Annotated in this window: 15 protein-coding genes; 3 read left to right on the forward strand and 12 right to left on the reverse strand. The window is 38.4% G+C overall.

All coding sequences use genetic code 11. The features are described from left to right. Positions 1–119 precede the first annotated feature (119 nt). The gene (bshC, locus tag ACTWPF_RS11415; protein ID WP_443149189.1) at positions 120–1,739 is read right to left on the reverse strand and encodes a bacillithiol biosynthesis cysteine-adding enzyme BshC; all 1,620 of its coding nucleotides are present in this window, start codon (positions 1,737–1,739) and stop codon (positions 120–122) included. A gap of 88 nt (positions 1,740–1,827) precedes the next feature. Continuing rightward, the gene (locus tag ACTWPF_RS11420; protein WP_443149190.1) at positions 1,828–2,211 is read right to left on the reverse strand and encodes a DUF3397 family protein; all 384 of its coding nucleotides are present in this window, start codon (positions 2,209–2,211) and stop codon (positions 1,828–1,830) included. A 358-nt stretch (positions 2,212–2,569) separates the two neighbouring features. Here ACTWPF_RS11420 and ACTWPF_RS11425 point away from each other — a divergent pair, with 358 nt between their 5' ends. Further along, the gene (locus ACTWPF_RS11425; protein WP_106896571.1) at positions 2,570–3,046 is read left to right on the forward strand and encodes an N-acetyltransferase; all 477 of its coding nucleotides are present in this window, start codon (positions 2,570–2,572) and stop codon (positions 3,044–3,046) included. Between the two features lie 129 nt (positions 3,047–3,175). On the opposite strand, the gene ACTWPF_RS11430 is transcribed toward ACTWPF_RS11425, so the two are convergent. The 3 genes from ACTWPF_RS11430 to ACTWPF_RS11440 form a co-directional block, all read right to left on the reverse strand. Beyond that, a complete protein-coding gene (locus ACTWPF_RS11430) occupies positions 3,176–3,658 on the reverse strand; it encodes an RsfA family transcriptional regulator (protein ID WP_106896570.1) in 483 nt (160 codons plus the stop codon). A gap of 636 nt (positions 3,659–4,294) precedes the next feature. Then, positions 4,295–4,468, reverse strand: a complete 174-nt coding sequence (gene rpmF, locus ACTWPF_RS11435) for a 50S ribosomal protein L32 (protein WP_036573267.1) — start codon at positions 4,466–4,468, stop codon at positions 4,295–4,297. 47 nt (positions 4,469–4,515) lie between these two features. After that, positions 4,516–5,037 carry a YceD family protein gene (locus ACTWPF_RS11440; RefSeq protein WP_443149191.1) on the reverse strand — a complete coding sequence of 174 codons (522 nt, stop codon included), beginning with the start codon at positions 5,035–5,037 and terminating at the stop codon, positions 4,516–4,518. 240 nt (positions 5,038–5,277) lie between these two features. Here ACTWPF_RS11440 and ACTWPF_RS11445 point away from each other — a divergent pair, with 240 nt between their 5' ends. After that, entirely contained in the window at positions 5,278–6,495 is a 1,218-nt protein-coding gene (locus ACTWPF_RS11445; protein WP_443149192.1) for a nucleotidyltransferase, read from the forward strand. A gap of 105 nt (positions 6,496–6,600) precedes the next feature. Here the strand turns inward: ACTWPF_RS11445 and ACTWPF_RS11450 are convergent, their stop codons facing one another. Continuing rightward, the gene (locus tag ACTWPF_RS11450; RefSeq protein ID WP_106896567.1) at positions 6,601–7,623 is read right to left on the reverse strand and encodes a SepM family pheromone-processing serine protease; all 1,023 of its coding nucleotides are present in this window, start codon (positions 7,621–7,623) and stop codon (positions 6,601–6,603) included. A 477-nt stretch (positions 7,624–8,100) separates the two neighbouring features. Between ACTWPF_RS11450 and ylbJ the strand changes: the two genes are divergently transcribed. Next, entirely contained in the window at positions 8,101–9,312 is a 1,212-nt protein-coding gene (ylbJ, locus tag ACTWPF_RS11455) for a sporulation integral membrane protein YlbJ (protein WP_106896566.1), read from the forward strand. A gap of 132 nt (positions 9,313–9,444) precedes the next feature. Here ylbJ and coaD read toward each other — a convergent pair whose 3' ends face one another. The 6 genes from coaD to ACTWPF_RS11485 all read right to left on the reverse strand — a co-directional run bounded on the left by coaD (position 9,445) and on the right by ACTWPF_RS11485 (position 12,344). Beyond that, positions 9,445–9,924 (reverse strand): pantetheine-phosphate adenylyltransferase, encoded by a 480-nt coding sequence (coaD, locus tag ACTWPF_RS11460; protein WP_036573289.1) that lies wholly within the window; start codon positions 9,922–9,924, stop codon positions 9,445–9,447. Between the two features lie 15 nt (positions 9,925–9,939). Next, positions 9,940–10,494: a 16S rRNA (guanine(966)-N(2))-methyltransferase RsmD gene (gene rsmD / locus ACTWPF_RS11465; RefSeq protein WP_161465526.1), complete on the reverse strand. Its 555-nt coding sequence runs from the start codon at positions 10,492–10,494 to the stop codon at positions 9,940–9,942. Between the two features lie 382 nt (positions 10,495–10,876). Next, a complete protein-coding gene (locus ACTWPF_RS11470; protein WP_042223881.1) occupies positions 10,877–11,152 on the reverse strand; it encodes a YlbG family protein in 276 nt (91 codons plus the stop codon). A gap of 47 nt (positions 11,153–11,199) precedes the next feature. Further along, positions 11,200–11,637 carry a YlbF family regulator gene (locus ACTWPF_RS11475; protein WP_106896563.1) on the reverse strand — a complete coding sequence of 146 codons (438 nt, stop codon included), beginning with the start codon at positions 11,635–11,637 and terminating at the stop codon, positions 11,200–11,202. A 53-nt stretch (positions 11,638–11,690) separates the two neighbouring features. Further along, positions 11,691–11,924 carry a YlbE-like family protein gene (locus tag ACTWPF_RS11480; protein ID WP_106896562.1) on the reverse strand — a complete coding sequence of 78 codons (234 nt, stop codon included), beginning with the start codon at positions 11,922–11,924 and terminating at the stop codon, positions 11,691–11,693. A gap of 12 nt (positions 11,925–11,936) precedes the next feature. After that, complete coding sequence (locus ACTWPF_RS11485; RefSeq protein ID WP_443149193.1) at positions 11,937–12,344, reverse strand: YlbD family protein; 408 nt, start codon at positions 12,342–12,344, stop codon at positions 11,937–11,939. Positions 12,345–12,524 lie beyond the last annotated feature (180 nt).

A 12,524-nucleotide genomic window follows, 5' to 3' on the forward strand; every position in this document is an offset into this window, starting at 1 on the left:
TATTAACTTTCTATAAAAAGTACAATTACCGAGCTATTTAAACAACACAAAAAAGCTGTCACAGCAAAGCTGCGCAGCTCTTCTAATGTATTAATATTATTGGTGGGTAATGGTGGGGACTATAACCATACTACAAAATGGGACTCTTTCATCGAAAGATCTTGATGGATAATGCTTTGTAAAAATTGTGTTCCATGATGGTTTAGCCAAAAAATAGGATTCCAAATCCTTTCTTGTAATCCTCCCTCAGGTCTTAATGACAATGAAATCAAATCAAATTCTTCTATTTCCCTAGCGTACTTTTCCTCTATTGTCTTGTTTATTCGGCCTTCTAAAAAGTCAATGGTATCCTGTAAATAAAGGAGATTTTTATCAGCTAAATCTCCAAGATCAGCGCGTACCACTTTCGCCGCATCACGCAATGGCTTGTGTATATCTTTGATCTTTTGCTTTATATCTACACTTAGCTCATGAATTGGCGGGTCCTGCTTTTTATTCAGCCAGTCTTGTTTAATGTCTTCTACGCCATAATTGACAGCATGTTCAACATGAATACTATATTTAGACAAAACCTTCTCCACATTCCGGTCTATAAAGGTAAAAGATAGTCGTGGCAGGACTGGAGGCATCTTCATTTGCATTGCTTTAAATGCAGGCTTTAATACCGCCCAATACCCAACCTCGCCGGGACCCCCGATAAATGCTAGTGTTGGAAATAACAGCTCTTGCATAATCGGACGGGTCACTACATTATTACTCAAATTGTATGGCTGCTTAACTGCAATCTCTTGTAGTTCTTCTGTAGTAAAACGGACTTCGTTTTGTTTACCGACCCACATATCTTCCTCGTCTTTTACAAGTAGTATTCTTTCTCCGTTTTCATGATAGAAAAGATGAGCATCCTCCTTTTCTAACTCCAAGGAGATAGAATAACCTAATTGATTTAAGTCTTCACTTGCACCGTAAACTCCCTTACTTATTTCGGGCTGCGCCTGGATAAGAGAGGTGAATTGTTTGTACTCTACTTTTCTAAGCTCCTTGTCAGCTGAATTAATAAGAACAAGTCCCTCATTAGGAAACAAGCTGTAAACGAGACGCGCAAAAAAATCTGTGAAGGATTTCGCCACATCAAGACAGGACAAAATGGTCTTGAATAGTTCCTTGGTATTCGTGGTCTCTTCCAGCTGTTCAAATAATTGATAAATCCAGGTCTCTGTTCCTTCTTTATCCAACTCAAGATCTGAAACTGATTGCTTGCCTAATGCCTGTTGAAATAACTTAAACTTTTTCATTTTAGGAATTTCTGGCACAAAAATATGGTTGATTTCAGCAAAGTCATGATCTTCCCCAGCTATCCAAAAAACAGGAATAACAGGAATATTTAGCTCCTCTTCTTGCTGCCTTGCAAGCTGAATAATAGAGACAATCTTATTAATCGTATACATCGGGCCAGTTAAAATCCCTGCTTGCTGCCCACCAATAACCACGACACTTTCTCTCTGCTTTAGTCTTGCTATATTATCTAACGAGGATTGTGGTGCGCCCCATTTGCTGTTCATCACTCTTAATAAGTCAGTAAGCTTCTCCCTATCAAACGAACGGTTTTCAAGTTCTGATAAACGTTTTTTGAAGTCATTATATGGGTGGTAATCAAAAAATCGCATAATATTCGGGTCGTTGTTACGGTAATCCTTTAGTAATTTACTTTCATTATGTATCTGTAGTGTCTCGACCTGCATAGACCCCGTGCTCCTTTTATTTCGTAATGTCCAATATGTATTGTACATAAATCCACCTTAAAATTCATGTATTCTGTTTGGCGCTTTCTTAATAGAAAAAGATTCGGTCCATCAATCCATACAAGATCAGTAAAAGGTAAAGAAAGGAAAACAGCAAAAAGCAAATACGCCACAGGAGCTTAAATGCCTTTCCCAGTATTACCTCTGTGTTATATTTCCACTGCAAATAAAGAATGATCATCAACATTAAGAGTAATACTATGACCAACATTCCGGTTGCATTGATGTTAAATAAGTGTGATAACAACACCAACATAGCAATCATATAAAATGGCGTACTAACGTTTACGGCCGCGAAAAAAGCACGCCTTTTCTGTTTATATAGCTTAACCGCACCAAGATAAATTAACCAAGTTGCCAAAAAGGGAGCAACAATAAATATACTACTGATATAAGTTATAAAGTGTATCATTATTCCATTAGTCCCTTCTGCTCTTATCTCCTGTTATTCTAACTTATATTGTAACAAAGTGCATATCTAAATGATCCACTTTCTTCCACTAAGAAAGCCAGCTCCTGTTACATATCCGGGGAACTCAGTTGCCCTTTTTATAAAGAAACTGAAAAGGAACATTATTTAATCCTTTCAATTCCATCAGAATTTTTCTATAATATAATTATACTGTAACCTAAAACCATGTCATCTCTTAAAACTTCTTTTAACAGAAGCTTAAAAAGAAACCCGAATATAGTAAACGATTACATTATGGATTGACATGGAATGGTCAGAATATCAAGAGATGATACGACACACAAAGGGGATGCTTTTTATGGAACAAAAGGTAGAGAATCTATTAATCAATTATAAAACACTTGAAAAGTTTAAATATTTTAAGGAATACGGGAACCAGGAGCTTTCCATGCTTGAGGATTTAGAAAACAAGATGGTTGAAAATTATAACGACTCACCGTTTTACGGAATCTATATTGGAGATAATCTTGTTGCAAGAATGAGCCTTTATAAAGTGCAGAAGAAATATGATGCATACTTCGAACCCAAGCAGGACTATTTGACCCTTTGGAAGCTGGAAGTTTTACCAGATTATCAGGGCAAAGGTTACGGGAAAGCGTTGGTAGAGTTTGCAAAAAGCTACAACCTGCCAATTAAAACAAACCCGAGAATCAACTCTCATACGTTTTGGGAAAAAATGGGTTTTCAAAAAGCGCACTATGACATGGAGCGTGACCTAGGTGAAAACCCGCTTATTTGGATGCCAGAAGGTGTAAAAGAAAAGGAAACCACATAAGAGGATTACACTCTATGATTCGAAAAGACATGAATGAGGATTCCATTCATGTCTTTTTTATGGGTATTTTTATAATTGCTTTGTATGAAGTAAACCATCTTGTATTGTTCTTTATTTATAGAAAGCATTCTAATTAGAAGCGCCTGTCTTCACCCAATCCCAAAGCTTCCCCATCTCTTTCCAAGCATTATCATACCTTAGTAATTGTTGGCGAAGCTGTTCATTTTCTTGCTGAAGACGCTCAATACGTTTCTCCTGCTCAAGCTTGTTACCAGGTAAATCATCCAAAAATCCAGTTCTCATCTTCTCGAGTAAAGAAATCGCTGTTTCAATTGTATCCCGTTCCGGATTACTCCCCTCAGCGTGAGCCCAGGATTGCTTCTTATCGCCCTGTTTTCTTTCCTCCTTAGCAAATTGTATAGCGTCCTGATAATGCTTCCGGATAGTTGCATTCCATCTAAATCCACATGCTGCTGATGTCCTAGAGAGCTGTTTAGCAACTTCTTTGAAAGCCTCTAGCTGTGTCTTCCCTTCCCTTATATGTCGAAGAACTGTTTCAGCTAATATGATATCTTCGTCTTGCGTCCATGCATCCTGCCGTGTCGCATTCATACCATCCCTCCTTATACGTTTGCTATCAATGTATGCAAAAAATAGGAGTGATAGAATATGATATTGCCTTTTAGCTACTTTTTTTAAAGGCTGTAAGTAAGTAACCCACTTAATTTCCATTCTTAATAGACAGCTGAATCACTAACTCATTTCAATTCATAAAGGATTCTTATTGGCATTCCATTTACAATCTAGCTTGCCTCTAGCATCAGAACCTTTTAGCAAGAGGAACAAAAAGTGTAAAGCGATTTTCTGACAAGAACCAAAGCGCAGGGCGCCCGTATTAAGGAACGCCGACTAAGTTCGCCTCGTCCTGAGGCAACGTCGGCATGACCCGGATCCTCTGGGTCCACGTAGCGAGTGCGCCTGGCCATGCCAGGTGGTTCCATGTTGCCACGCAAAGTGGCGATTTTAATGGAGCTCCCCCGCAAGAGATAAAGGAATCACGCCCCTGCAAAAGGGGTATGTCGGCGTTGGCCGGCAAGGGCGATTTTCGTGAAGTCGCATAGTTTCTGGGTGCAGGAACTAGACATGGCACATTCAGTTGTTTGATATCGATAGAACACACACATTATAGTTTCCTAGACAATAAAAAACAGGACACACATAGTGTCCTGTTTTTACGCATACTATTTATTAGCTGCTTACTACTTCTTTACCATCATATTGCCCGCATGCTTTACAAACGTGGTGAGGCTTAGTTAACTCTCCACAATTTGAACATTCTACCATGCCAGGTACGTGTAATTTCTTATGAGTACGACGTTGGTTTTTAACTTTTTTTGACGTTCTTCTTTTAGGTACTGCCATGACTTACACCTCCTTCATAAAAAGAAAACAACACAGAACAGTAATCCTTACTTGTCTTCCTTTTTATCTTCAAATAATGACTCTAGTTTTTTAAAACGTGGGTCGATCGTCTCTTCTACTGGTTTCTCAGAAACAAGTTCCCATCCCGCACCCTTAGAAGGAGCAGCATCCTGACCACTTGTATCTTCAGCAAAAACCCGAAAAGGAACCTCTAAGAGAATATTCTCCTTTATATAGGGAGTTAAGTCAAGTACCTCCCCGTCAATTGGATGAATTTCTTCCTCTTCATCATAGTAAGAGGATGTGGTAAATACCTCATCCACTTTGATCTCAAAGGGATAATCGACATCCACTAATGTACGTGCACATGGCAAAATCATCTTTCCGCTTATTTTAAATGAAACAATAATTTGTTCACCCTGCAAGAAGCACTGTCCCTGAACACGAACTGGGTTTATTTCCCGAATATCGTTGTTCATTGCTTCTAAATCTGAAACGTTCACCATTTCATCAAAAGCGAAAGGTTCACTATAAGCACTTTTTCTAATTTGCGCCAATGTTAATTTCAATGTAATCACCTCTAGGCAACAAGAGTTATTTTAAAAGAAAAATAGACTTTTGTCAACATATTTTCTTTACACATTTACTTAATAATATATCTTGAGTTAATAAAAAACAGGCTCACTATTTCGTACCAAGGAATACAGCAGACTATATTCCCATTATTCCCTTTCCTAATTGGGATAATCGTGCAGAAAGTAGCTTTTTTTGATACAATAATTACCATCTTACATACAGGGGTTGTTATAATGCAAGCATGTGGCTTAGTTGTAGAATATAATCCTTTTCATAATGGACATGCCTATCATATTCAGGAGGCTCGTAAAGCGTCGGATGCTGACTGTATCATTGCTGTAATGAGTGGCGACTTCCTCCAAAGAGGAGAACCTGCAATAATGGACAAGTTTTACCGGGCAAAAGCAGCACTTTTATCAGGCGTCGATATTGTAATAGAACTCCCCTTCGCTTTTGCAGTGCAAAGTAGTGATCTGTTTGCAAAAGGGGCCATTCATACATTACATGAAATTGGTGTATCAAGTATTTGCTTCGGTAGTGAATCAGGAAACGCATCTGATTTCACAAACAGCTATGAATACTTAAAAGGCAGTGAGAAACTTTACACTACGGAACTAAAAGCAGGATTAGCCAAAGGATTTTCCTTTCCTGAAGCTAGTCGCCATGCCTACCAGGAAATCGGCCTGTCTGAAGACAGTATGGACCTTACAAAGCCAAATAATATCCTTGGATACAGTTATGTCAAGACAATTCTTAAAAATGAATTCAAGATAGAACCCCTTACCATTAAGCGAACAAACAACGGCTATCACGACGAAGATATCACAGGGTCGATAGCTAGCGCAACAAGTATTCGCAAAGTCCTTCATGAGCACAATACCCTTACGAATCAAGTGGCACACGCAATACCAACTAGTACAATTGACCAATTATCTGAATACAAAAGCGAATCAGGACAATGGCACACTTGGGAGCATTACTTTGACCTCCTCCAGTATCGTGTTATGACGATGACTCCGGGAGAACTTGCTAACATCCATGGTGTCGAAGAAGGACTGGAGCATCGAATTAAAAAGACGGCAATGCATGCTCGCTCCTTCCATGAATGGGTAGAAGCTGTAAAAACAAAACGCTATACTTGGACTAGACTCCAACGTATTTTTGTTTTTATTCTAGCAAACGTAAGAAAAGAAGAAATTGCGCCTTTAGTTAGTAACCATAGCGTTCCTTATGTTCGTATATTAGGTTTAACAAAAAACGGACAAGCTTATCTTAACAAAGCTAAAAAACAAATGAATGTACCATTGGTTTCTAAACTATCACGCCAGGATAATCCCTTATTACAATTAGAAGAAAGGGCCAGCAATGCCTACTACAGCATACTCACTCCAGCTATTCGGCATAAATTGAAAAAACAAGAGTTAATGCCCCCACTTTTAATTAACAAATAAAAGACCTTCTCCTATTGGAAGGTCTTTTATTCTATATTTATCCCGGTGAAGCTGTGATGTTTAAGTGGGAGAAGAACGAAAACCCCCACTGATTGAAGTTTCACTTTATCTTGGCTCAAGCTTCTCTAAATAGTCTAAAGCATCTTCAAACGTGTCAATTGGAACAACTTTCATATCAGTACCAATCTCTTCCGCTGTTTCTGAAGCGACCTGATAATTGGAGTCTTCTCTGCCTTCCTCATTCGGTGCAAAGAAGATGTCCACTCCTTCTTTATCCGCAGCCACTACTTTTTTATCAATACCACCAATCCGGTAAACAGTTCCATCATAATCGATCTCACCAGTCCCCGCAATTTCGTAACCTTTTGTTATATCTTCCTCTGTCAACTGATCATATATTTCCAAGGAGAACATAAGACCAGCACTTGGCCCACCGATGCTACCACTCGAGAACTCTATTGTAGGATCAACGGAGACACTTCTATCTGTTACGAGTTGAATACCAATGCCAATTTTATTTTCAGTATCCGCGAAGGTTTGTAATTGTATTTCCTCAAATTGAGTCTCCTCATCACGTACAAATTCTACTTCTATAGTCTCATCCGCATTTTTACTTTCTACATAGCTAATGAGGTCATCCGCTTCTTTAACGTCTACCCCGTCAATTCCAATTATCCTGTCTCCCATTGCCAATTTCCCCTCTGCAGGCATGCCTTCCACAACTGAAACAACGTAGACACCATTATAGTCGATTGTAATCTCCTTGTCCGCTGCCTCATATGCCACCACGGTGGAAGCTTCCTGAGAATTTTCCATCATCTGTAGCTGTGCATGCATGTATTCATCGTCCGAAATACCTTCTGGCCTTACCTCTTCGATCGGGAGGATTTGATGGTGTGGAAGAAGCTTTGCCCACACATATTGAATCGGAGTAGCTTGTCCTCCACTTACTGTAACTAGGTGCATATCTCCTTCGCTCTGATAACCCTCTTCAACTGAAACAATTGGATTAAGAGCATCTGCTCCACCCGGTTTATAAATATAAAATGGTAATTTAAATGCAGCTATAAAGTACGCAATAATCACAACTATAATCAGGGTAATAATTTGCTTCTTTGTAAATTTCATTATAAGACTCCTTCCAGTTCCCTCTTTATTTTCCGAAAAAACTATTTTCAAAACAGCTTATAAGTGATTAATCAAAATCCTAAAACACTCTGAAATTATGACATCTAGTTTTTTGCAGAAGTTGAATTTTAAGCAGAGACGACATGAAGAACAGACCGGGCTAAAAGCACACGCCTGTAAAATAATCCGAACTATTTGCAATAAAATAGTTCGGTTTTAATCTCTTTTATATGAGTTGTTCTATCATCGCTTCGCCAAATTACGTTGCCTTCAGATCCTGACTGCACGCTGTCTGGCTCTATATGTCTTTATACTTTAAAAAGTGTATGGCATAAATCGCCTATGTATGTGCGTATATTGATATAAGCTTGTACAAGAAATCCATCAACAACTTAAATAAAGAGGCTAGCATTATTCTACTACTATCGGAAAAAGAAGTACAGAGCAAGGCTTATCACACTTAGGGGGCTTCATATTTTGAAACAAGTATTTAAAACAATAATTTTAGCCAGTATAACTACCTTTGTGGCATTTTCACTTATAGCTTTTCCAAATGACTCCTTTGAAGCAAGTATTCGAGGGCTTAATATATGGTGGGAAGTAGTTTTCCCTTCCTTACTTCCCTTCTTTATTACCTCTGAATTGCTTATTGGCTTTGGAGTCGTTCGTTTTATCGGTGTCCTATTCGAACCTATTATGCGACCATTGTTTAATGTACCAGGTGTTGGGAGTTTTGGATGGGTTATGGGAATGGCAAGTGGCTATCCAACAGGGGCAAAAATTGCTGCACGACTTCGTGAAGAAGAACAAATAACAAGAGTGGAAGCAGAACGGCTTGTCTCCTTCACAAATGCTTCTAGCCCGTTGTTTATCATCGGAGCTGTCTCCATTGGATTTTTTCATGATGCTAAACTGGGTGTTTTGCTTGCAGTCTGCCATTATGGTAGTAATGCACTTGTGGGGTTATGCATGCGTTTTTATGGAAGAGCAGAAGAAAAAAGAAACGCCACGCGCCATAAAAAGACAGAGAAGAAGTTTTCTATAAAAAGAGCTTTCTGCGAGATGCACGAAATGAGAATTAGTGATGATAGAGCCTTGGGGCAGATATTGGGAGATGCCGTAATAAACTCGATTAAAACCCTTGTTATGGTTGGAGGATTTATTATTCTTTTTTCGGTTTTGACCAAGTTATTTTTCTTAATTGGGCTATCACCACTTATTGCTATCATATTTCAATTTATCTTATCGATCTTTTCTATACCAATCGATATGGCACTTCCTCTTTTTTCAGGACTATTTGAAATCACGATTGGAGCACAAATGATTTCCCAGAAAACAGCCACTGTTCTTTCCCAAGCAGTACTTGTTAGCTTTATTATGGGGTTTAATGGGCTTTCCGTACAGGCACAGGTAGCTAGTATTCTTTCCGGAACCGATATACGATTTAAACCCTATTTTTTGGCTCGATTTTTACATGGTGCGCTAGCCAGTATTCTTACAGTGGTATTGTACATTCCTCTTTATTTGAATAAACAGACCTTTGAACTAAATGATATGCCTGTTTTCAATCAAGATGCAGAAAACAGCTGGGTTGTATTAATGACGATAATGCAAAACATTGGACCAGTTATTACACTACTCTTCCTAGCCTTGACAGCCGTTCTACTATACCGTAGATCAAGAGCATAGCATATCGCTATTTTCCTCGCACTTATAGATAATGAGGAAAGATTCGCCTATATTACACTCTATTCATCTTTTTCCATGAAAAAAGATGATCCCTCACTAGCAGGATCATCTTAAACTTGAAGTCTGTTAAGGTTACCGATATTTCTTATTGAGAGCTTCCTCAACGGGCTTCGGTACAAGATCAGACACATTTGCTTTATATTTAGCAACTTCCTTAACAATACTTGAGCTCAGAAAAGAATATTGATTATTTGTCATGATGAAAAAGGTCTCAATATCCTCCACAAGCTTCCTATTCATAGAAGTTATTTGCATTTCATACTCAAAATCACTCACTGCCCGAAGTCCACGAATAACTGCTTGGGCATTCTTTTCCCGAGCATAATCCATTAACAGACCATGGGAGTGGTCTACCGTAACATTCGGAATGTGTTTTGTAGATTTTTCTATTAACTCAATCCTTTCCTCCACACTGAATAATGGAGCTTTTGATTGGTTATTAAATACTGCCACAATGATGTGATCAAACACTTTTGCAGCGCGTTGGATAATATCTAGATGTCCTAGGGTTAAAGGATCAAAGCTACCTGGACAAACTGCCAATCTGGTCAAGGTCAGTACTCCCTTCTAATTCTTTTGTAAAATAGTTATTCCAATTGTTCCACCGTAGTTATCCTGTTTTATTAAAGTGAACTGTTGTTGGTCGAAAGGAATGCTTTCGGCAGGGTCATGCTCGCAATAAATAATAGCAGACTGGTTTAAAATGTCTAGCTTTAAACTATCACGAAGTATTTGTTCATAATCGACCTTACCATAAGGAGGGTCAAGTATTAACAGGTCAAATTTCAACTCTCTTTTCGCAGTTGCTTGAAGAGCCCGAGACGCCTCCGCCCTGTATACCTCCGTACGATCATCTAATTTTAGTAACCGTAGATTCTCGCCAATAGTATGTATCGCCTTTGGATGTTTATCAACAAATATCCCAAACTCCATTCCTCTGCTAAGTGCTTCAATCCCTAATGACCCACTTCCTGCAAATAAATCTAAAACAGAACCACCTTCAAAAAATGGCCCCATCCTTTGAAAGATTGCTTCCTTTACTTTATCTGTAGTCGGCCTGGTTGATTTTCCCGGTACAGCTTTTAATTGTCTTCCTTTATGTACTCCTGCTATTACGCGCATTTTACCACCTCTGTCCAGCAGTTCTCGAAATTAATCCTACCACACATATAAAGCGTTAGGAAAATAGAACGTTTAAGATTAAAAATAAAATCAGCTATGTGCATGTATATATTCTGTTTACTTGACCATAATAGCATATTGAGACAGCTAATGGTTAGTTTGGTTGTTTCAAAACACGGAGAAGACTTACACTTCCCCATAAGTTCTTCCTCCGGTTTCTCCTCTCCCTTTGCCTTTTTGTTTTCTATGTAGAAAGCAACGAAGGGACCTGCAGATGAATATCTGCAGGTTTTTTTTATTGATCTTTAAAATAGAACATAAAAAGCTGAATAACCCTGTTACAAGTTATTCAGCAAAATGTATTGGCTTCTCGAGATGATGATTATATACCCATCTTATAATCATACTGTTTTGCCTTGTCTGGCTTAGCATTCTCATAATTTGTTTCCACAAATGGCTTATAAGATCTTTCCACTTTTGAAACATACGACAATTTATTAAGCTTATGTTCTACCTTTTCTAGCTCTTCTTGGTTCACATAAAGCACAGCATATTTAAGACGCTTGGATGCATATAGAAAATGACCGTAACGTTTAATATGCTTTAGGTTTTTCATATGTTGGAACCAGACAATAATACCCTGGCGCATCGTTCGCATAGCTAATTCCTCACCATCTTTGTATTTTCGAAAAAAGGATCATCTGTTTAAGATGCACAGCCACAACCGCCGCCACTTCCGCAGCCACAGCCACTGTCTGACAATGCTCCACCATCTTTAGGGGCCTTAATTTGCTCGCTAACACTTAGTGCCACATGGCCACTAATCTCATCAAGCAATTTCTGAAGATTGCGTTCAGCTATTTTAAACGTAGCGACCTTTTCATTCATGTCCATCTCTCGCTTAACGGAACGCACCCTTTTCATAATATCGTTATAATCAGGATGGTATCTTCCGAATCGTTGTACATCCTCATAATGTACTTTTATATCTTTAAAAGCTTTTATAAGCCTTTGCGCTTCCTTGTCTTCATTTAATTCCTGCAGGGAGTTATTGTATGATTCCATAACATCGGAATCAAGTACCATTTTCCCCAACAGCTCTGATCGATCAAGAATATCAACATATTCTAAAGTAGCAATCATGCCTAAGCACCTCCACCCCCATTCTATCATTATATTTCATTCCTGAAAATATATTAATCCTTCATTGCGCCTGCAAATTGAAGCATCATGCCCACCATCTGCATCTGATTGCTAAATCGCTCTACTTTTTGTGGAATTGTTTTGCCATAAAATACTTTCGCTTCCTTCGGTAATTCACTTATACGGGAAGGGTCCCTAGAAAGATATCTATACCAAACAGGGTTATATCGCACAAAGCGTGCTATCTGGGGATTTTCTTCAAGGTATAAAAGACATGTCTTATCCATTATTTCCTCTCCTTAATCTTTAAACCAGCCAAAACCATTCTTTCCTACAGGTTCAGATTTTGTATCAGACTGCTTAAACTGTCCTAGTAACTCTTGAATAACGGAAATAGTATTGTTGAATGAATCAATTTGTTTTTGTACTTTATTTAAATCCATATTCTCCGTCATTTTTATTAAATTGGAGAAAAGCTCTTTGTTCTTTTCAAATGACCCTTCACCCTCATCTTGTTCTTCCTTCTTCCACTCTGTTTCTGCCTCTTTATATTCATCCCATAGTGGATCATCTTCTCCAAGTAATGCCCATTGCTCATAGTATTCCTGCCATGATCTCCCACTTTTTCTGATTTTCTTGATCAGCGCTGGATGTTTGTTAATAAACGTTTTAAATTCAACTACAGAGGGATGCAGCTTATTACTCAATCTATTCACCTCCAGCTATATAGTCATCTGTACTATATTTTATGTCCTTCTAGAGATACTGTGAAAGCGAAATTCAAATGATATCTATTTATAGTAGTTCACGTAGGCCACTACATGGCTTCACTGATTATGTATCTTAAACTACTGCAAAAATGCCAAACGATTTTTTCTTCAGCTAAT

The sequence above is a fragment of the Oceanobacillus sp. M65 genome (assembly GCF_052246275.1).
Lineage (GTDB): Bacteria > Bacillota > Bacilli > Bacillales > Amphibacillaceae > Oceanobacillus_B > Oceanobacillus_B jordanicus.

Excerpts from the sequence above, each read along its gene's own strand:
- ACTWPF_RS11420 (WP_443149190.1), bottom strand. The coding sequence starts at position 2,211 with ATGATACACTTTATAACTTATATCAGTAGTATATTTATTGTTGCTCCC.
- rpmF (WP_036573267.1), bottom strand. The coding sequence starts at position 4,468 with ATGGCAGTACCTAAAAGAAGAACGTCAAAAAAAGTTAAAAACCAACGT.
- ACTWPF_RS11430 (WP_106896570.1), bottom strand. The coding sequence starts at position 3,658 with ATGAATGCGACACGGCAGGATGCATGGACGCAAGACGAAGATATCATA.
- ACTWPF_RS11425 (WP_106896571.1), top strand. The coding sequence starts at position 2,570 with ATGGAACAAAAGGTAGAGAATCTATTAATCAATTATAAAACACTTGAA.
- ACTWPF_RS11480 (WP_106896562.1), bottom strand. The coding sequence starts at position 11,924 with ATGGATAAGACATGTCTTTTATACCTTGAAGAAAATCCCCAGATAGCA.
- rsmD (WP_161465526.1), bottom strand. The coding sequence starts at position 10,494 with ATGCGCGTAATAGCAGGAGTACATAAAGGAAGACAATTAAAAGCTGTA.
- ACTWPF_RS11445 (WP_443149192.1), top strand. The coding sequence starts at position 5,278 with ATGCAAGCATGTGGCTTAGTTGTAGAATATAATCCTTTTCATAATGGA.
- bshC (WP_443149189.1), bottom strand. The coding sequence starts at position 1,739 with ATGCAGGTCGAGACACTACAGATACATAATGAAAGTAAATTACTAAAG.
- ACTWPF_RS11475 (WP_106896563.1), bottom strand. The coding sequence starts at position 11,637 with ATGATTGCTACTTTAGAATATGTTGATATTCTTGATCGATCAGAGCTG.
- ACTWPF_RS11450 (WP_106896567.1), bottom strand. The coding sequence starts at position 7,623 with ATGAAATTTACAAAGAAGCAAATTATTACCCTGATTATAGTTGTGATT.
- ACTWPF_RS11470 (WP_042223881.1), bottom strand. The coding sequence starts at position 11,152 with ATGCGAACGATGCGCCAGGGTATTATTGTCTGGTTCCAACATATGAAA.